Source organism: Robertmurraya phoenicis, from assembly GCF_047302285.1.
In the GTDB taxonomy this organism is placed as follows: domain Bacteria; phylum Bacillota; class Bacilli; order Bacillales; family Cytobacillaceae; genus Robertmurraya.
In genome coordinates this window covers 3,375,553-3,395,981 of the sequence record NZ_CP154845.1, presented here as the reverse complement: position 1 = coordinate 3,395,981, position 20,429 = coordinate 3,375,553, and the positions used below count along the sequence as shown (strand labels likewise).

18 protein-coding genes are annotated in these 20,429 nt (G+C 38.0%); 15 read left to right on the top strand and 3 right to left on the bottom strand.

The genetic code is table 11. The annotated features are described in order from the left end of the window. Positions 1 to 143 precede the first annotated feature (143 nt). A complete protein-coding gene (locus AA0X71_RS16920; protein ID WP_413356481.1) occupies positions 144 to 962 on the bottom strand; it encodes a Cof-type HAD-IIB family hydrolase in 819 nt (272 codons plus the stop codon). 295 nt (positions 963 to 1,257) lie between these two features. Between AA0X71_RS16920 and AA0X71_RS16915 the strand changes: the two genes are divergently transcribed. The 3 genes from AA0X71_RS16915 (at position 1,258) to AA0X71_RS16905 (ending at position 4,055) form a co-directional block, all read left to right on the top strand. Beyond that, positions 1,258 to 2,064 (top strand): prolyl oligopeptidase family serine peptidase, encoded by an 807-nt coding sequence (locus tag AA0X71_RS16915; RefSeq protein ID WP_413356480.1) that lies wholly within the window; start codon positions 1,258 to 1,260, stop codon positions 2,062 to 2,064. A gap of 92 nt (positions 2,065 to 2,156) precedes the next feature. Further along, positions 2,157 to 2,465 (top strand): metal-sulfur cluster assembly factor, encoded by a 309-nt coding sequence (locus AA0X71_RS16910; protein WP_413356479.1) that lies wholly within the window; start codon positions 2,157 to 2,159, stop codon positions 2,463 to 2,465. A 468-nt stretch (positions 2,466 to 2,933) separates the two neighbouring features. Beyond that, entirely contained in the window at positions 2,934 to 4,055 is a 1,122-nt protein-coding gene (locus AA0X71_RS16905; protein WP_413356478.1) for a TIGR04053 family radical SAM/SPASM domain-containing protein, read from the top strand. 17 nt (positions 4,056 to 4,072) lie between these two features. Here AA0X71_RS16905 and AA0X71_RS16900 read toward each other — a convergent pair whose 3' ends face one another. Continuing rightward, positions 4,073 to 4,771, bottom strand: coding sequence for a Crp/Fnr family transcriptional regulator (locus AA0X71_RS16900; RefSeq protein WP_413356477.1), 699 nt, complete (start codon positions 4,769 to 4,771; stop codon positions 4,073 to 4,075). A gap of 388 nt (positions 4,772 to 5,159) precedes the next feature. Here AA0X71_RS16900 and moaA point away from each other — a divergent pair, with 388 nt between their 5' ends. From moaA to AA0X71_RS16870, 6 genes are all read left to right on the top strand, one after another. Beyond that, positions 5,160 to 6,176, top strand: coding sequence for a GTP 3',8-cyclase MoaA (gene moaA, locus AA0X71_RS16895; RefSeq protein ID WP_413356476.1), 1,017 nt, complete (start codon positions 5,160 to 5,162; stop codon positions 6,174 to 6,176). Between the two features lie 177 nt (positions 6,177 to 6,353). Then, positions 6,354 to 7,316, top strand: coding sequence for a methyl-accepting chemotaxis protein (locus AA0X71_RS16890; protein ID WP_413356475.1), 963 nt, complete (start codon positions 6,354 to 6,356; stop codon positions 7,314 to 7,316). A 188-nt stretch (positions 7,317 to 7,504) separates the two neighbouring features. Further along, entirely contained in the window at positions 7,505 to 8,770 is a 1,266-nt protein-coding gene (gene glp / locus AA0X71_RS16885) for a gephyrin-like molybdotransferase Glp (RefSeq protein ID WP_413356474.1), read from the top strand. After that, positions 8,758 to 9,285, top strand: coding sequence for a molybdopterin-guanine dinucleotide biosynthesis protein B (gene mobB / locus AA0X71_RS16880; protein WP_413356473.1), 528 nt, complete (start codon positions 8,758 to 8,760; stop codon positions 9,283 to 9,285). The genes glp and mobB overlap by 13 nt, the downstream gene beginning before the upstream one ends. Positions 9,286 to 9,396: 111 nt before the next feature. After that, on the top strand, positions 9,397 to 9,834 hold the full coding sequence (locus AA0X71_RS16875; protein ID WP_413356472.1) for a respiratory nitrate reductase subunit gamma: 438 nt from the start codon (positions 9,397 to 9,399) through the stop codon (positions 9,832 to 9,834). A gap of 98 nt (positions 9,835 to 9,932) precedes the next feature. Beyond that, entirely contained in the window at positions 9,933 to 10,649 is a 717-nt protein-coding gene (locus AA0X71_RS16870) for a YwiC-like family protein (protein WP_413356471.1), read from the top strand. 128 nt (positions 10,650 to 10,777) lie between these two features. Here AA0X71_RS16870 and AA0X71_RS16865 read toward each other — a convergent pair whose 3' ends face one another. Then, entirely contained in the window at positions 10,778 to 11,470 is a 693-nt protein-coding gene (locus tag AA0X71_RS16865; protein WP_413356470.1) for a Crp/Fnr family transcriptional regulator, read from the bottom strand. Between the two features lie 424 nt (positions 11,471 to 11,894). On the opposite strand from AA0X71_RS16865, the gene argC reads away from it, so the two are divergent. From argC to AA0X71_RS16835, 6 genes are all read left to right on the top strand, one after another. Then, positions 11,895 to 12,929, top strand: a complete 1,035-nt coding sequence (gene argC / locus AA0X71_RS16860) for an N-acetyl-gamma-glutamyl-phosphate reductase (RefSeq protein WP_413356469.1) — start codon at positions 11,895 to 11,897, stop codon at positions 12,927 to 12,929. 55 nt (positions 12,930 to 12,984) lie between these two features. Then, positions 12,985 to 14,217, top strand: a complete 1,233-nt coding sequence (argJ, locus tag AA0X71_RS16855; protein ID WP_413356468.1) for a bifunctional ornithine acetyltransferase/N-acetylglutamate synthase — start codon at positions 12,985 to 12,987, stop codon at positions 14,215 to 14,217. An 11-nt stretch (positions 14,218 to 14,228) separates the two neighbouring features. Beyond that, positions 14,229 to 14,999, top strand: a complete 771-nt coding sequence (gene argB, locus AA0X71_RS16850) for an acetylglutamate kinase (protein ID WP_413356467.1) — start codon at positions 14,229 to 14,231, stop codon at positions 14,997 to 14,999. Then, positions 15,000 to 16,157: an acetylornithine transaminase gene (locus tag AA0X71_RS16845; RefSeq protein WP_413356466.1), complete on the top strand. Its 1,158-nt coding sequence runs from the start codon at positions 15,000 to 15,002 to the stop codon at positions 16,155 to 16,157. It begins immediately after the preceding gene. 77 nt (positions 16,158 to 16,234) lie between these two features. Beyond that, the gene (locus AA0X71_RS16840; RefSeq protein ID WP_413356465.1) at positions 16,235 to 17,317 is read left to right on the top strand and encodes a carbamoyl phosphate synthase small subunit; all 1,083 of its coding nucleotides are present in this window, start codon (positions 16,235 to 16,237) and stop codon (positions 17,315 to 17,317) included. After that, complete coding sequence (locus tag AA0X71_RS16835) at positions 17,310 to 20,390, top strand: carbamoyl phosphate synthase large subunit (RefSeq protein ID WP_413356464.1); 3,081 nt, start codon at positions 17,310 to 17,312, stop codon at positions 20,388 to 20,390. The genes AA0X71_RS16840 and AA0X71_RS16835 overlap by 8 nt, the downstream gene beginning before the upstream one ends. Positions 20,391 to 20,429 lie beyond the last annotated feature (39 nt).

Genomic DNA, 20,429 nt, shown 5'->3' with positions numbered 1-20,429 from the left:
TCCCTCCAGCCTTTGAGCTTGTGAAACAACATGTCTTGAAAGTTCAAGCCATTGCTGCCTCAGTCATTAGTATGCTCTAACTCTTGCTTGATACAAGGGGAACATTCTGGTTAATCTAGCTGTTTTCTGGTTTAGCACTTTACCTATAGTGCTTTAAGATTTAAAAGATCATTTAAGTAAATGGCAACTCCGTCTTCTTCATTTGTTAAAGTGGTATCATTGGCAATATTTTTCAATTGGTCAATGGCATTTCCCATGGCGATTCCACGACCGGCATATTCAATCATCTCTAAGTCGTTATCTTCATCTCCAAATGCGATGATTCGCTCTTTTGGAATGTTCGTATAATCGGATACCTTTTGTATTCCGACTGCTTTGTTTAAACCATGTCGAACAATTTCAATGACATGCCATGGAGCGGCCCAGCTCCGATGGTCAATTAACTCAGCATGAACATCAGAAAGGTGAGAACGTATTGTTTTTAACTGTTCCTCTTCAGTATGGATAAGCATGCTTGTTGGGGAATCAGTTAAAAATTCACGGAGATCGCCCGTTGTAACAGATGGATTTCCCATTGAAAATACATCCAGTAGTCGTTCGTCATGATAATGGAAATAGACCTGATCAATGACTTCGGCAACAATATTATGGAACTCGTAATGATAACAAACATCTACCACATCTTTTGCCACGTTTATGTCGAGAGGATTATGGTACACTCCCCAATTCTTTGAAAGGGGATGATGAACAAATGCTCCATTAAAATTAACGATCGGCGTATTTAAATTCAGTTCATGGTAATACATTTCACTGGAACGGAATGGTCTGCCTGTTGCGATCATGACGACATGACCATCTTCCTTTGCTTTCGTAATCACTTTTTTTGTTGCCTCAGACAAGGTCTTTTCATCTGTTAACAAGGTGCCATCTAGATCTAATGCGATTAAATGTTTTTCAGCCATAAAATGTCTCCTTCATACTGATGTTGTATTTGCACACATAATGCCAATTCGTACTCTTAGTGTAAAGCTTTAGGAATTTCTAAGTCTACATGATACACTGAAAATATAAGAAAACTTTACAAAATTCATTTAAGCTTGATTAACACTACATTCGAATTGAATGTTTGGTTTCCCATAAATGTCTAAAAGCTGACATGTAAGCCATACGAAAAATGTTTAAAGAATAGTATTTATAGGTTACCAATTTTCGCTATACTTTGTAAACGAATTAGATTTTGTTTGGAGGGACCCTGCTTTGATTATGATTGAGAATCAAACCATCGGAGAAATACCATTATTGCATATCGTGGACCAAGAGAAAAATAATGATTCTCTTCCGTTTGTACTGTTTGTACATGGATTTGAAAGCGTCAAAGAGAATAATTTGCATTACGCCTATTTCCTAGCAAGGAAGGGATTTCGAGTGGTACTACCTGAGGCGATCTACCATGGTGAAAGACAAACTGGATTAAATTCTTTGGAAATGAATATCAAGTTTTGGGAAATTGTTACGAAAACGATAGATGAGCTTCAGTTAATAAAAGAGTATTATGAAAGTAAAAATAAAATTATTCCTGAGCAAATTGGTTTGGCAGGGACATCTATGGGTGCTATTGTCACTTTAGGAGCATTGACTCAATATCCGTGGATTAAGGCAGCTGTGAGTTTGATGGGGATGCCTTATTACGAAAAGTTTTCTCAATATCAACTTCAACAATTAAAAGAAAAAGGAGTTGAGCTACCTTTTTCAGATGAAGAAAAAGAAACGATTTTCGAGCATTTAAGAAAGTTTGATCTTAGCATTCATACAAATGCATTAAATGAGAGACCATTACTTTTTTGGCACGGAATGAAGGATCCGGTAATCCCTTATACGTATACATACCAATTTTATGAAAGTATCAAACCACTTTATGAGAATAGTCCAGAAAAGCTCCACTTCATCACAGATGAAAAAGCTGATCATAAAGTTAGTCGAGATGGAGTGATTAAGCTCGTCGATTGGTTTGAACGGTATGTAAAGGATGAAGCGATGATGGAAATCACTACATCATTAAAATAAAAGTGTAGAATAAGGTTATCGTTTGAAAACGACGAATTCTTTGTCTAAGATGAAAGATAGAGGAACAAAATAGAAATGAGGGAGTGAGCGAAATGGATCAAGACTTAAAAGATAGCATGATGGGTGCATTAGAGCTTGTTGTTGACCCAGAGCTTGGAATAGATGTTGTAAATTTAGGCTTAGTATACGATGTAGAATTAACTGAAGAGGGAATCGCGACCGTGACGATGACTCTTACATCAATGGGCTGCCCATTAGCAGGAACAATCGTTGACCAAGTGAAAGCGGCTCTAGCTGAAATCCCAGAAGTCAAAGAAACAGAAGTCAATATCGTCTGGAATCCACCATGGTCAAAAGAAAGAATGTCAAGATACGCAAAAATCGCATTAGGAATTCGCTAAAACATAGCAAAATGAAAGCAGGGGCAACCTTGCTTTCATTTTTTTTATCATTGTCTGGGAATTTACAAATTCCCTTGACTTAATGTTCGTATACAGCAGTATCAGTATGAAAAAATAACAGGAAAATTTCCGCTTAATGAGCAAGCATCATGAAAAAGAGCCGATATAACAGGAAAAACTCCTGCTATTCACTGAAAAAATGCCAAAATAAACGATTTTACCCTCCATAAGCGGAAAATCTTCCGTTATTTCCCCTAAAAGGGACTCCATCGAGGAGGTAACAGGAAAAATTCCGCTTAAGGCTGAGAGATGTTTGGAGCGGAGTTTAGACACATCGGATGCTCCCTACTTTTTTCTTATTTGTGATCTTCTTCACTTTTTTATTCTTTCGGACAGATTATACTGTTCGTAAAGGGCGAGACATAAGAGAAAAAAAGCCTATTGAATTTGGAAGGGAGTCGTTTGTAAATGACATTTACTAGAGACTTTCATAAAGACCCGTTTATCGTCATTTGGGAACTAACGAGGGCATGTCAGTTAAAATGTTTACACTGTCGGGCAGAAGCGCAATATAAAAGAGATCCCCGTGAACTTACATTTGAACAAGGAAAAAATTTAATTGATCAAATATATGAAATGAATAATCCGATGCTCGTTTTTACGGGTGGAGATCCATTAATGCGTCCAGATGTTTTTGACATTGCCGAATATGCGGTGAAAAAAGGTGTTCGTGTATCGATGACACCAAGTGCTACCCCGAATGTGACGAAAGAAGCGATTGAAAAAGCTAAAGAAGTAGGGTTATCACGCTGGGCATTTAGTTTGGATGGACATAATGCAAAAATTCATGACCATTTTAGAGGGACGGATGGTTCCTTTGATTTAACCATGGAAAGAATTAAATATTTGCACGAACTGGAAATTCCAATTCAAATCAACACGGTAATCTCTCGTTATAATGTCGAATACTTAAATGAGATGGCTCAGTTGATCGAAGAATTAGATTGTGTATTATGGAGTGTCTTTTTCCTTGTACCAACTGGTAGGGGACAAGAAAGCGACATGATCTCACCAGTCGAACATGAGAAGGTATTTCTCTGGCTTCACGATTTAAGCAAACGGGTAAAATTTGATATTAAAACAACCGCTGCACAGCATTATCGCAGAGTTTTCATTCAACAAAAGATGCGAGAAGCAAAAGGGCAAGCAGAAGATATTCGATATTTAGATGCTTTGACAGAGCAAGGGTTAACAGGTTCGATTGACGGATTAGGAAGAGCGCCAAAAGGAGTTAATGATGGCAATGGCTTCGTCTTTATTTCACATATTGGTGATGTTTACCCTAGCGGACTTTTACCGATTAAGGCAGGAAATGTGAAGGACCAGCTGTTATCAGAAATATACCGTGAATCTCCGATTTTCAAAGACCTAAGAAATCCTGATAAGTACAAGGGGAAATGTGGGGTTTGTGAATTTAGATATGTATGTGGCGGTTCTCGCTCTCGTGCCTACGCAATGACTGGCGATTATTTAGAGAGTGAACCATTCTGTGTTTATATCCCAAAAGTATTAAGGCAAAAACAAAAATAGAGTGAGCTTAGCTCACTCTATTCGATATTGCAATAGATAACAGGGCAATCTTCACAACCAATTTCGTCTTTTAAGTATTGCAAATCATGAATGAGAATCTTCCCTTTTTGAACAGAAATAATATCTTCTTTTTTTAGATCGTTTAAGATTCGATTTGTGCTTTCACGAGATGTACCACAGAAGTTGGCAAGTTCTTGATTCGTTAAAGGCAAGTCAATCAATATCCCATCTGCTAAATGAACACCATAACTGTTGGTCATTCGAATTAGAGTTGAAAAAAGGGCCCCTTTTTTTCCGTTGAGAACAAGGTCGCGGAATTTTGTTTGTGTTTTTCTAGAGTGATCACTCATCCATTTCATAATTTCAAAGGCGAGTGAACCATTTTGTAACATTTCTTTTTCAAGGGTATCCTTCTTAATGGCAGCGATCTCCGCATCCTCGATGACAAGAGCGTTCAGCATATATTTGGCAGAGTTTGTGAATAGTGATAGCTCACCACAGATGTCATTGGCTCCACAAATACGTAAGGATAATTCCCTTCCATCTGCTGAAATTTTACTAATTTGAACTTTTCCTGAAAGAAGGATGTAAATTTCATTAGCAACCATTCCTTCTTGATATAAATACATCCCTTTTTCTATTTGAAAACGTCTGTCGGTGAAAGTGAGCATTTCTTTTAGTTCTACAGAATGTGTTGCTTTTAATTGGTTAGTCATGTGACTCGCCCCTTTATTTCAATATGTACATCTATAAATGTACGATAATCGATTTATAAACAATCCTTTGTTCCATAAGGATGCCCCATATAAATAAGAGTGTCAATCGAATCACACGATATTTAACAATATGTTCACGTTTTAAATAGTGAAAATAAAAAAACTCGCTTCCGTTGAGGGGATATTTATGCATAAAAGGAAGCAAAGTGTTAAAATAGGAATAACTAACAAGATGATGACAAGTTTATGACAATACGTCAATTTAACACTATAAGTTTAGGTTTTATGATGTAATAGCAATAGGAAACTTTTCTTAGTGAGAAAGGTAACAGTAATCGAAATAGACAATTGTTAATATAGTAGAAAAACACTCTATATTATGGAGTTGATGGGATTGGCGAAGGTGAAAGATAAATTAAATAGACCCTTAAGAGATTTGAGAATTTCTGTAATAGATCGATGTAATTTCCGCTGCCAGTATTGTATGCCAGCTGAAATCTACGGTCCCGATTTTGTATTTTTACCAAAGAGCGAATTGTTGTCTTATGAGGAAATTGAAAGACTAGCTAAGCTTTTTGTAGAACTAGGTGTTGAGAAAATTCGTTTAACAGGGGGAGAACCTTTGTTACGAAAGGATCTGCCATACTTAGTTGAGCTACTTTCAAAAATAGAAAACTTAAAGGATATTGGACTTACGACAAATGGAGTTCTTTTACCTAAATATGCAAAAGAGTTGAAGGCAGCTGGTCTTAAACGTGTAAATATTAGCTTGGATAGTTTGAAAGATGAATTATTTGGTCAAATCAATGGCCGAAATGTAGGAGTCGGACCTGTTTTAAAAGGGATAAAGGCAGCACAAGAAGCAGGATTAGGCGTGAAAATAAATATGGTCGTGAAAAAAGGCTTGAATGATTCAGAAATCATCCCAATGGCTCAATATTGTAAGGATAACGGCTTGCAGTTACGCTATATTGAATTTATGGATGTTGGAAGCTCCAATGGTTGGAAAATGGATGATGTCGTTACGAAAAAAGAAATTTATACGATTTTGAGAGAACATTACTCATTAGAACCAGTCGATCCAGATTATTATGGGGAAGTCGCGAAGCGTTATCGATACGAGGGAACAGATATTGACGTAGGCTTTATCACCTCAGTATCAGAGTCGTTTTGTTCAAGCTGTACACGCTCAAGACTTTCAGCAGATGGTAAAATCTATACATGTTTATTTAATGGAAATGGTCATGATTTAAGGGATTTTATGCGCACTGGCGTTGACAATAAACAATTAGCAGAACGAATTTGTGAAATCTGGAATGGCAGAGACGACCGATATTCTGATTTGAGAACAGCAGAAACAGTTGCCAATCGTAAAAAAATAGAAATGTCTTATATAGGCGGATAAAAGCGCTGACTCAAAAGGTCTGAAAGAGGACTTTTTGTAGTCAGCTTTTTTTCTAAAAAAATATAAACTTCCCTTATTAAGTCAATGTGGTATGTGACTTATATCACTAGAGTTCATTTCATAATATGACAAGATTGAATTAGAGTTGGGCTAATGAAGAATATGGGGGAAGGAAAGATGTTTAAAAATCGCCAGGTGAAGAAATTACTAATTGAGAATCAACAATTGATGAGTGAGATAAATAAATTGAAAGAGGAAGTAGCTGAGAAGGAAGAAGCAATCACGTTATTTATGAATGAGCTTCAAAATGAATTGGTTACGACGATTGAACAGCATGGATCGGTGAATGACCAACATGGGTTGCTCGGAACTTTAGTGGAACAAATTAAAGAACATTTTGAAACGGTAAGTGAGTTAGTAACCGGCTCCAGCCAATGCGCCAATCAATTAAATGAAACTGGAATAGAATTACATGAATCGGCTGATGTTCTGATGGAAAGAGGCGATGAAGGTCAATTGATCGTTAAGGATTTAGAAGGGCTTATGCAGAATCTTGGCGGGGAAATTAAAACGAATATGGATTCAATTATGACAGTAGGTGAACGCTCCAATGAGATTGATGACATCGTCTTTTTAATAAAAGGAATTGCAGAACAAACGAATCTACTAGCCTTAAATGCATCGATTGAAGCAGCACGCGCAGGAGAATATGGAAAAGGATTTTCAGTCGTGGCCGAGGAAGTTAGAAAATTAGCAGAAGAAACGTCTACAAGCTCACATAATATTATGGAACTAACAAAAAGTTTCCAAAGTGATATTAATAGGGCAGTAAAAAACACAAAAGAATGCTTCGACCTTGTCCACTCTGGTATTGCCTTAAGTGAAAAGACGACTGAAAAAATGAATGTAGTGACAAATATTATTGGAAACGTGAAAGTAAAAGTGGATAACGCAAGTGGTATTATAGCAAGGCAAAATACCTATTGTGAGAGTACGTTAAATGAAATGAACTTAACAAGTCGTATTTTTGATGAAATAGAAGGATTAATTGTGAAGCATATTGAAGATGCACAAGTTGTCGATGATAAGCTGGCAAATGGAGTGAGCCAGTTGAAAAGTCAAGGGACGGTACGAGCCTAAAATAAGTGCAATGTTTGCACCTTACAAATAAGAAAATCTCAGGCATCACAATATTGTGATATTTGTTCTGTAGAACATATTTATGTACGCTTATAATAGAGTGTATACAATCGTCAATTTTCTCATGGCTTATTCGTGTGCCAAAGTGAAATTGATTGAAATTAACGTACATATATGGAGTGGTTGAAATGGTAGAATTCAGAAAACCAATCCCTATCGGGGAAGCAGTTTCGAGTATTATGGCAAATCGTATAGAAGGAAAATCTGAATATGTATCGGTAAATGAAAGTTATGGGCGTTATTTATCAGAAAACCTCCTTGCAACAAATGATGTACCACATTTTGATCGTGCACCTTATGATGGCTATGCTGTACGATCCATCGATACACAGGAGGCAAACCGAGACAACCCGATCGAATTTGAAGTAGTCGATCATATCGGAGCTGGACTTGTTTCCGATAAGGTTGTAGGACCCTTTCAAACGGTTAGAATTATGACTGGTGCACAGATGCCATCATCATGCGATTGTGTGATTATGCTTGAGCTTGCCAAAGATTATATAAAGGATGGCAAGGCATATATGAGCACGAAGCGCAAACACAAACCTGGGGAAAATGTATCTCGCCGTGGGGAGGATGCAAAAACCGGTGAAGTATTAGTGGAAAAAGGAACAAAAATAAATCCTGGTATTCAAGCGATGCTTGCCACTTTTGGCTATGCAAAGGTCCATGTAGCAAAGAAACCGAAAGTCGGACTTTTCGCGACAGGAACCGAATTATTAGCGGTTGACGAACCATTACAACCAGGAAAAATTAGAAACAGTAATTCTTATATGATTAGTGCCCAAATTGAACGCGCTGGAGCAGAGGTTCAATATTTTGGAACCCTTCCTGATGATTTTGACACTTGCTTTGAAGCAGTGAAGGAAGCGATCGATAAAGTTGATTTGCTGGTGACGACCGGTGGGGTGTCAGTTGGAGATTTTGACTATCTGCCTGCCATTTATGAAAAACTTGATGCAACCGTGTTGTTCAATAAAGTTAGCATGCGTCCTGGAAGTGTGACAACAGTCGCTCAATTTGGAGGCAAATTTCTATTTGGTCTTTCAGGAAATCCATCTGCATGCTATGTTGGGTTTGAACTTTTTGCCAGACCAGTTATTCGAAAAATGCTGTGCTCACCAAAGCCACATTTAAGGAAAGAAAAAGCGGTGCTAGATGTCGATTTTCCAAAAGCGAACCCATTCACACGTTTTGTTCGAAGTAGATTATCTGTTGCAGATGGGAAACTGATTGTCACACCTAGTGGTTTAGATAAATCGAATATTGTCATGAGCCTTGCTGGTGCCAATTCTTTAACCGTTTTACCAGGAGGGACTAGAGGTTTTATGGCAGGAGACGAAGTGGATGTATTATTGCTTGAAAACCATGAAGGAAGCGAGTGGCCGTGGTAGAGGCTACTATTTTCCAAATCGTTGGATATCAAAATAGTGGAAAAACAACTCTTATTAAAAGAGTTATTGAACAATTTCAGAAGAACAATCTCTCTGTTGTGACTTTAAAGCACCATGGGCACGGTGGGAAACCAGATTTTCAAGATGAGAGGGACTCTCACAAGCATTTGAAAGCAGGTGCCATCGCTTCTCTTGTAGAAGGTGATGGACACTTGCTTTTACAAGCTGAAAAAATTGTGTGGTCTCTTGAAGAGAAGTTGCAGCTTCTTTCATTTTTTCAACCTGATATTATCTTGATTGAAGGGCATAAGCGAGAATCTTATCCAAAAGCAGTCCTGATTCGTACAAAGGATGATCTGGATCTATTGATGATGTTGGAAAATATTCAGGTCATTTTCTTCTGGGAGAAGGAACTTATGAATGAAATGAAAGAGTATCAGGAGATTAGGAAATTTGCCATCAATGATTCCGATGGATACAAGTGGTTAGTAAACCATCTTTCGTTCATAGAATAGTCGAAAAATGTTAATCAAATTGTCATAAACGTAACATTTATCACTGAATTCTTTTCTCTCTCTTACTAATATATATGTAAGGGCTTTTATGAGCAGTGGGGAGAGAGAAGAATGGATTTGTTTCAAATTATTTTGTGGTTAATTTATCCATATGTTGTCGTTGCAGTTTTGGGGATGGCACTTATCTGGCGTGTAAATGGATGTTGGGTCCAAGAGGAAATGAAATTCCTTTATAAACTTGGTACAGTAGTGAATCGAATCATCTTTGTACTGATGGCTTTAAGTCTTCTTTCGGGAGTCGGTGTAGTTGTTTTCTATAGCATTACCGACGAGCCGGAAAAACTGTTCTATTGGGTAAAAAGTTTAGTGATTTTAGAGCCTGATCTCGATTTAATTGGAAGCATTTCAATTCTTTCTCGTACTCATTTCTTGTTGTTATTGACGATGTTGCTAGCATTGTCTTTTTCAAAATATATTGGAGTTTTACGAGGGCCAAAACATCTTTTTAAACGTAGTTGGTCGAAATCAATTAGGACGGGTCTTAAATAAATATTTTGTGTCAAATCCTAAATAAGTGATGTCTTTCACTCCGTTTCATTTCTTCTATCGTTATTGTTAAGATAGGAAAAGATAAGGAGTGTTTTTTTATGAAAGTATTCTTACCGAAGCAGCATGGTGCATGGGCCATGCTAATCATACCGTTTTGGCTTTCAGTCGTAGCATCTGGATTCATATGGCAGCATATTCCCTTATTCATGGGATGGCTTTTATTATATTTAGCAACATTTCCAATGCTCCAGATGGTGAAGGGGAAGAAAGTCCCCTTTTACCGAAAGTGGACATTGCTCTATCTTGTTCCAGCGCTGCTTCTTTTAATGATTCCTCTATGGACAAGACCAAGCATTGCCATTTTTGGACTATTGATGCTACCTTTTTTTATCATTAATGTCTATTTTTCAAAAAAGAAGCAAGACCGTAATTTATGGAACGATTTTAGTGCAATTCTTGTTTTTGCAATCGGGGGATTGGCCAGTGGCTTCCTACCAAATGGGGAAATGAATTCGGGAACGATTCTTGTGTTTATCACATCAATCCTCTTTTTTGTCGGCTCCACTTTTTATGTAAAAACTATGATTCGTGAAAAGAAAAATGTCACTTACAAATGGATTTCTTGGATTTATCATGCCATCGTTCCCATCGCTTTTCTCATCATCGGATATTGGATCGTCGCCATATCCTACATCCCAAGCTTAATCCGCGCCATCTACTTTTACGGGAAGCCGTATACGATGAAACAAGTAGGTATACTCGAAATCGTCAACGCAGCGCTCTTCTTTATAGTGATAGTCCTTGCTATAAATTAAGACCTATAAGTGGAAGAGGCTCAGACCCTGGAGCGAAAATCGCCCCACCATATCGCCATACATTTGAATAGACTAAAAAAGGGATCTCAACACAAATTGAGATCCTTTTTACATTGCAAAATCTTTCGCTATTCAATATTACAAATATCAATAGGACAATTCTCGCAATCAATTTCTAGTTTTATATAATCCAAATCATGAATCGTAATAATTCCTTTATCAATACTAATAATATCAACTTTACGAAGTTCACTTAAAAGGCGATTAACCACCTCACGGGAAGTCCCGCAAAAATTTGCTAATTCTTGATTAGTCATCGGTGTATCAATCACAATACCATCTTCTGAATGAACACCATAACTATTGGAAAGTCGAATTAAAGTTGAATATAAAGCCCCTTTTTTTCCATGTAAAACAAGATCGCGGAACTTTGTCTGAGCCTTCCGATGTTCCTGACTCATCCATTTCATAAACTCTAAAGCAATAGAATGATCCTCACCGAGCTTTTTTTCTAAGTCACTCTTATAAATAACGGCAACTTCTCCACTTTCTATCACTTTAGCATTTTGCATATGAGCTTGGGCAGAACAAAATAAGGAAAGTTCACCAATGAGGTCTCCTTCTGAAGCCATCCTCAACGTAAGTTCCCGTCCGTCTGGAATCATTTTGCTCATTTGAATCTTGCCAGTTATCACAACGAACAGTTCATTGGCCTTACTACCCTCTTGAAAAAGATAAGTCCCTTTTTCCATTTTGCGAATATGATGGACTGTTTCTAAAAGGGATTGAAGTTCGGTGGATATTTTCGTAAAAGCTTGCATGCCTTTACCCCCTTCCCTGAGGCAAAAAACTCTCCCTACCAACAGTTTAGAAATAAATATAGGTGTAGTCAACCAATTTAAAAACACTTACAGCCTATACGACCCATATTTTCATTAACATCGTTGATTATGTGTAATTAGTTTTTTTTGTAAATGTCTAAAAGCAGACATTTACAATACCCGACATTGTTCTCTGGTTTTATTATTTTTGCACCGCGCTTTTGTTCTTTAAAACAAAGAAGGTAATTTGTTCATTTCTTGTACTGAAATATTTATTATCAAAAATTATTAGAAAAATGCCTTATATTTCAAAAAACGGGTTGCTTTTAATGATGTGAGTTCTTATAATAAGAACAACATAAAATTTATAAAAATAAATATAGATGTTTAAATATACATATATGGGATAAGGAAGGGGTAAGGGATGAAGATATCTATTATAGGAACAACAGGATATGGAGGTGTTGAATTACTTCGAATTTTGCATGGTCATCCTGTATTCAAAATACATTCAATTCATTCCACTAAGGATGAACTTCCCATTTGGCATGAGTACCCGCATCTTTTTCAGATTATCGGGAATCAAATGGAAAGGATTGATATAGAAAAAATATCAAAAGATAGTGATCTCGTATTTCTTGCCACACCATCTGGCGTTTCTAGTAAGCTAGTTGAACAATTTTCGAGTCAAAATATAAAGGTCATTGATCTATCAGGTGATCTTCGCCTGAAAACTCAAGGTGAATATGAAGCTTGGTATAAAAAAACAACAGCCAATCATTCCATAGTTGAAGAAGCAGTTTATGGATTAAGTGAATGGAATGAAAAACAAATAAGCGAGGCAAAGCTCATTGCTAATCCTGGATGTTACGCAACTGCGGCCCTTTTAGGTCTTGCACCAGTGACTAAAGAAGAATTAATCATTCCTGATACGATAATTATTGATGGAAAATCAGGAACTTCTGGGGCTGGAAAGGCTTTATCAAAAAGCTCGTTGTATGCAGAGGTTAATGAAAATTTCAGGATTTATAAAGTTAACGAACACCAACATACACCTGAAATTGAACAACAATTACTTCAGTGGAATGGAAATGTAGAGCCGATCACATTTAGTACCCATCTATTACCAATAACAAGAGGGATCATGACAACGATCTATGCCAAACTTCGCTCCAGTTGGAGTACAGAGAAGATCATAGATTTATATAAAGAAGCTTATCAGGAAAAGCCGTTTATTAGAATTCGACCTCTAGGAACCTATCCTTCGGTTAAAGAAGTTCAAGGATCGAATTACTGTGATATTGGTTTAAATGTAGATCAACGAACAGGGAGATTAACGATCGTTTCCGTTATTGATAATTTAATGAAGGGTGCAGCAGGTCAAGCGGTTCAAAATGCCAATCTCATGTTTGGTTTGAATCAAACAAGCGGTTTAGAGATACTGCCACTATATCCATGATGTAATTAGTTGAAATGCTTTAAAAAGATGAAACGAACATAAGGAGGAAACACGGGTGGGAACACTTACAAAAGTGTCAAAAATAATAGAAATTGAGAATGGGAGCATTTTATCACCGAAAGGATTCCACACAGGTGGTACACATGCAGGATTACGATACGCTAAAAAGGATGTTGGCCTAATTTTTAGTGAGGTTCCGGCTGATAGTGCAGCCGTTTATACATTACATGACTTTCAAGCAGCGCCTATAGCGGTAACAAAAGATAGTCTAAACATTAGTGGTAAGCTCCAAGCATTGGTTGTTAATAGTGCTTGTGCCAATGCTTGTACTGGGGAGCAAGGTTTAAAAGATGCTTATGAGATGAGAGAACTTGCCGCACAAAAGGTTCAGGTAGATGAACATTTAGTCGCTGTTGCTTCAACAGGAGTCATCGGAGAATATTTGAAAATGGATAAAATCAAAGCAGGAATCGAGAAAATTCAGTTAGGAACGGCTCCAGCGTATGCAGATGATTTCCAGACGGCTATCTTAACAACGGATACATGTATGAAGAAATGCGGTTTTAAAGCTGAGATAAATGGAAAGATCGTTTACATGGGAGGGGCTGCAAAGGGATCAGGAATGATTCATCCGAATATGGCAACGATGCTTGGTTTTATCACAACAGATGCTCATATTTCTTCTGAAAATTTGCAACTGGCTCTAAAAGATGTAACCAATTATACATTCAACCAAATCACGGTAGATGGGGATACATCAACAAATGATATGGTTTTAGTAATGGCGAATGGTTTAGCTGAAAATCAATCCTTGTCACCAGAACATCCAGAATGGTCCGTATTTGTTCAACTCCTAACTAACACTTGTGAAAGCTTAGCAAAGCAAATCGCAAATGATGGAGAAGGGGCTACAAAACTTGTAGAGGTCAATGTTACTGGGGCATACGATGAAGATGATGCACGTAAGATCGCGAAGCAAATTGTTGGTTCAAATCTAGTAAAAACGGCTATCTATGGAGCAGATGCCAACTGGGGGAGAATTATTGGAGCGATTGGGCAAGCAGATACGAAAGCAAAGGCAGAACAGGTTACCATTTCGATAGGAACAGTGAAGATGCTTGATAAAAGTGAAATCATCCCATTTTCTGAAGAGAAAGCAACAGAGTACTTAAAAGAGGATTTTATCCAAATTTTCGTAGAAATGCACATGGGAAATGGCGCTGGTACAGCGTGGGGATGCGATTTATCTTATGATTATGTGAAAATTAATGCGAGCTATCGGACATAGGGGAGCGAAACATGAAAACCATTTTAATAAAATGTGGTGGCAGTACGCTAGAGGAATTGTCTGCGGAATTTTTTATAAGTCTTCAAGAATTGAAGAAGCAAAACTATCAAATTGCGATCGTTCATGGTGGGGGCCCAGATATCAATCGGATGCTCGAGCAATTGAATGTTGAACCTGAATATGTGAACGGATTACGAAAGACGACGGAAGAGACATTAAAGGTTGTTGAAATGGTTCTATCAGGACAGACAAACCGAAAGCTTGTGCAAAAGCTAGAAATGAATCATCTTCCAGCGATTGGTCTTAATGGAAGTGATGCTGGTTTACTTAAAGGGTCTTATATCAATAAGGAGGAGCTCGGTTTTGTCGGGGAGATTATTGAGGTGAACAGTGAACTACTACGGTCTATTTTAGATAAAGGAATCATCCCAGTCATCACTCCGATCGCCATTAGCGCTGATGGAACAAAGCTCAATGTCAATGCTGATTACGCAGCAGCTGCCGTTGCTAGTGCCCTTCAAGTAGAACAATGCTTGTTTGTCACGGATGTGGAAGGAATCATCATCGATGGCTCATTGAAGGAAGTCCTCCCAGCTGAAGAAATTGATCACTACATCAAGTCAGGAGAAATATATGGGGGGATGATCCCAAAGGTAATGTCAGCTTTGTCAGCCTTACAAAAAGGAATGGATAGCGTAAGAATTGTTGCAGGAAAAAAGAACTTTTATATGAATCATAAATGGTTTGGGACAAAAATCCTTAGAAGGGAGAGGGTTATATAAATGAGCTATTTATTTCAAACTTATGCTCGCTGGGATGTTGAGCCTGAAATCGCTGAAGGGAGTTACTTAACCGATAAGAAGGGAAAGCAATATCTAGATTTCACCTCCGGAATTGGCGTTTGTAATCTTGGCCATCAACCGAAAGTGGTGAAGGATGCAATAGAAAATCAGCTGAATCAATTTTGGCATGTATCCAACCTTTTTACAATGGAGAAGCAAGAACAGGCGGCCAAAATGCTGGCTACTGCTGCTGAGATGGATGCTGTGTTCTTTGCTAATAGTGGTGCGGAAGCAAATGAAGCTGCGATCAAATTAGCAAGAAAGGCGACTGGTAAGACAAAAATCATTACCTTTGAACAATCATTTCATGGACGCACATTTGCAACGATGGCTGCAACAGGACAGGAGAAAATCAAACATGGTTTTGGACCGATGTTAGAAAAATTCACCTATGCCACCTTTAATGACCTCGACTCTCTAAAGAATTTATTGGATGATGAGGTAGCAGCGGTCATGCTCGAAGTCATTCAAGGAGAAGGTGGAGTACATGTTGGTACGGAAAATTTCTTAAAGGAAGTGGAAACACTTTGTCATGAACATCAGGCTCTCCTTATTATTGATGAAATTCAAACAGGAATCGGAAGAACAGGAAAACCATTTGCCTTCCAACATTTCGGTCTAAGCCCTGATATCGTTACATCAGCAAAAGGGTTAGGAAGCGGTCTACCAATTGGTGCTGTACTTGGCAAGGAAAGTTTAAAAACCTTTTTTGGTCCTGGAAGCCATGGTTCCACTTTTGGAGGAAATCCGATTAGTATCGCTGCCGCAATTGCTACAATGAGAATCGTCTTTGATGATGTTTTTTTACAGGAGGCTGAAATTAAGGGGGAATACTTGCTTTCCCAATTAAATCAGCTTTTTCATGGAAATGATCTTGTAAAAGAAGTACGTGGCAAAGGATTAATGATCGGAATTGAATTCGAACAATCGATTCAACCTCTTTTATCAGCATTAAGAGTGGAAGGCATTCTCGCACTAGCAGCTGGAGAAAATGTCCTAAGGCTATTACCTCCATTGACTGTATCGATCCATGAAATTGATAAATGTATTGCTGGACTGAAAAAAGTCGTTAATGAGATAACTGAACCAGCCATTTAGGCTGAATTTTTAATAATATAAATGCATAAATATTAATTATAAAAAATAAATATACAAATGATTTTGAGGTGTTTTACATGAAAGGATATTTACACTTACAAAGTGGAGATGTATATGAAGGGGATTGGAATACAAATGTCCCCACTCAACATATAGAAGGAGAGGTTGTCTTTTATACAGGAATGACGGGCTATCAGGAGGTTCTGACTGATCCAAGTTATAAGGATCAAATTATTGTTTTCACGTATCCTCTGATTGGGAACTATGGCATCAATGAAGAGGACTTTGAAAGTAAGAAACCCCATGTCGCTGGTGTGATTGTCTATGAAGCAAATACGGAAGCCTCCCATTATCAAGCGGAGTATTCTCTAAAAGAGTATTTGGAAAAGTGGGGAATCCCACTATTATCCCATATTGATACAAGAGCGATTGTCAAAAAGATTCGTGCCCATGGCTCTATGCCAGCACTTATCACATTAAGTCATGAGCCGAGCACGATAGGTAAGCAAACATTAGAAACAGAAAAGGTTCCATATGTGTCAGAGAAATTAATTAAAACCTATGGGCAAGGCAATCCCCATATTGTGTTGATGGATTTCGGAACAAAGAATTCTATTTTAGCATCTTTGCTAGAAAGAAACTGCCAAGTAACGGTAGTGCCTTATAATACTTCCTTCAAAGTAATTGCAGCAATCGCACCTGATGGAGTTCTTTTTTCCAATGGTCCTGGAGATCCAAAACAATTGCAACCAATATTACCGACGATTCGCCAACTTGTCGAACATTTCCCGACCCTTGGTATTTGTTTAGGACATCAACTTGTGGCTTTGGCATTAGGGGGAAATACGAAGAAGCTTTTATTTGGTCATCGAGGAGCAAATCATCCGATTAAAGATCAGAAGAAAAACAAAGTATTTATGTCATCACAAAATCACAGTTATGTGGTGGACGAAGAAAGCATTAAGGGGACGGGACTTGAAGGAAGATTCTTTCATTTGCATGATAAATCTGTGGAAGGTCTAACCCATAAGGAATTGCCGCTACAAACGGTCCAATTTCATCCAGAGGCGAACCCAGGACCATCTGAAGGTGATTATATTTTTGATGAATACCTACAGACGATAACAGAAAACAAGAGGAGTGCCGCATTATATGCCTAAAGACACCAGCATACAAACTATACTAGTCATCGGCTCAGGACCTATTGTCATTGGGCAAGCAGCAGAATTCGATTACGCAGGCACACAGGGTTGTATTGCTCTGAAAGAGGAAGGGTACAAAGTGATTCTTGTGAATAATAACCCTGCCACCATTATGACTGATTCAAATTTTGCCGACCGAATCTATTTTGAACCCTTAACCGTTGATGTTTTAGAAAAGATTATTGAAAAGGAACGTCCAGATGGAATTTTGGCCACATTGGGAGGCCAAACTGGACTGAACCTTGCCTTTCAATTAAGTGAGCAAGGGATATTAGAAAAGTATCGTGTGAAGATGCTCGGAAGTTCAATTGATTCGATCAAAAGAGGTGAGGATCGAGAAGCGTTTCGTCAACTTATGAAGGATTTAAATGAGCCAGTACCAGAAAGTGAGATTGTTCATACAGTTGAAGAAGCGTTACAATTTGCTAGGAAAATTGACTTTCCGATTATCGTTAGACCTGCTTATACCCTTGGTGGCACAGGTGGTGGAATTGCTGACAATGAAGAGCAGCTTACCCAACTTGTTTCAGGTGGATTACAGGAAAGTGCCATTCACCAATGTTTAGTTGAAAGAAGCATTGCGGGATTTAAAGAAGTGGAATATGAAGTCATGCGAGATCGAGCTAATACATGTATTACGATTTGTAATATGGAGAACTTCGACCCGGTGGGGATCCATACAGGTGACTCCATCGTCGTAGCTCCATCGCAAACGTTAACAGATGATGAGTATCAAATGCTACGCGGAGCTAGCATCAAAATTATTTCTGCCTTAGGCATTATCGGAGGCTGTAATATTCAATTTGCCCTTGATCCAAAAAGTAAAAATTATTATTTAATTGAAGTCAATCCGCGGGTAAGTCGTTCTTCCGCACTTGCTTCGAAAGCAACCGGTTATCCGATTGCCCGCATGGCAGCGAAGTTAGCCGTTGGTTACACGTTAGATGAAATCATCAATCCTGTTACGGGAGATACATTTGCGAGTTTTGAGCCAGCCCTTGATTATGTTGTCATCAAAATTCCGAAATGGCCGTTTGATAAATTCCCAAATATCGAACGAAAGCTTGGCACACAAATGAAAGCAACCGGTGAAGTGATGAGCATCGATCGCAGCTTTGAACGGGCGTTGTTAAAAGCGATTCATTCTTTAGAGATTGATGTTCAAGATTTACAGTTGCCTGGTTTAGCTAGTCTCAGTTCTGAACAATTAGTGGAGAAACTACTGCAACAAAATGATGAGAGACTTTTCATTTTATTAGAATTATTACGTAGAGACTATGATATCAATGAACTTCATGAGTTAACAAAAGTAGATAATTTCTTTTTAGCGTATTTGAAGCGTCTCGTTTCATTCGAGGAAAAGATTGCTTCCACCAATTTTGAGCAAGTTTCCAGCAGTGAACTTCAGCTATTTAAAGAAAAAGGATTCAGTGATTCCTATTTAGCAAAGAGTTGGAAAGTAACAGAAAAGGCTGTTCGTCAAAAAAGAAAAGATTATGGGATCATTCCTTCCTATAAAATGGTTGATACATGTGCCGCGGAATTTGAGGCGAAATCCAATTATTATTACTCTACTTATTTTGGGGAAAATGAACAAATCCCATCTTCTAAGCAGAAGGTTTTAATCATTGGCAGTGGTCCGATTCGTATTGGGCAAGGTGTAGAATTTGATTATTGTTCGGTTCACGGCGTTTTTGCCCTTAAAGATCTCGGAGTAGAAACGATTATGATTAATAGCAACCCTGAAACGGTTAGTACTGATTTTGCCACAGCTGATAAATTATATTTTGAACCTTTAGTGATCGAAGATATTCTCAATGTGATTGATGCTGAAGGAATAACAGACTGTATTATCCAGTTGGGTGGGCAAACAGCGATTAATCTAGCGCAGGAGCTAGAGGCATATGACGTCAATATATTAGGAACAAAATCGGATGTCATTGATTTGTTGGAGGATCGGAAACTCTTTTATCAGCTCTTAGAAAAACTAGCAATCCCTCATCTACAAGGGGATGTCGTCCATAATACAGAAGAATTGGTGAGAGTGGCAGAGCAAATTGGCTATCCGGTCTTATTAAGACCATCTTTTGTCATAGGTGGAAGAGGAATGGAAATCATTCAAGATGAAGATGAATTGAAGGAATATGTGGAGAAGGGTCAGGCACGCTATCCTTTTTTAGTAGATGAATTTCTTCATGCGACAGAAGCTGAGATTGACCTTGTTACAGATGGGCAATATGTCCTCATTCCAACGATCATGGAACATATTGAGAAAACAGGGGTTCATTCAGGAGATAGTTTATCTGTCCTTCCTGCACAAAGGTTATCAGACGTAGTGAAGGAGAAGATTGTAAAGTGTGCTGAAAAGATTGCTCAATTCCTTCAATATAAAGGACTTATGAATATCCAATTTATTATTAAAAATGAAGAAGTGTATGTCCTCGAGGTCAATCCTCGTGCAAGCAGAACTGTTCCAATCGTTAGTAAAGTAACAGGAATCCCGCTTGTACAAATTGCGACAAAAGTATTGCTCGGGAAATATAAAATGTCGAAAGCTGATGAAAAACATAATCTCATGACGATTCCATTTGTCTGTGTGAAATATCCGGTCTTTTCTAATTATGCCCTAAAAGGTCTGGATTCAAAGGTTAGCGCGGAAATGAGATCGACTGGGGAAGGAATTAGTCTTGGGAAAACAGAAGAAGAAGCTTTACGTAAAGCCTTCCATCAGGCGATTCGACCAACCGGAAGAATTGTGGCAAAAGAAAGGATTGTGCTTGATGGATTAGATGATTCTTTCGAACTTGTTTTCTCTGCAGGAGACGAATTTTTAAAGGGACCAACGATTGCCTACTATAATCCGAAACAAGAGAAGGAAGATAAGCAATTACGAGAACTTGCAACAAAGAAAAGAATCATTAATTTTACTGAGCCAGAGAGCCTAAAAGCATTTAATCAAGCGTTAAAGGTAAGAAACTTTGATGTGAGAGCGATAGAGGATTGGCACTCTTCATTAGCGATAAAAGCTTAAAGAGAGAGCCACTAAAATGGGAGAGGGAGTGAATTTAGG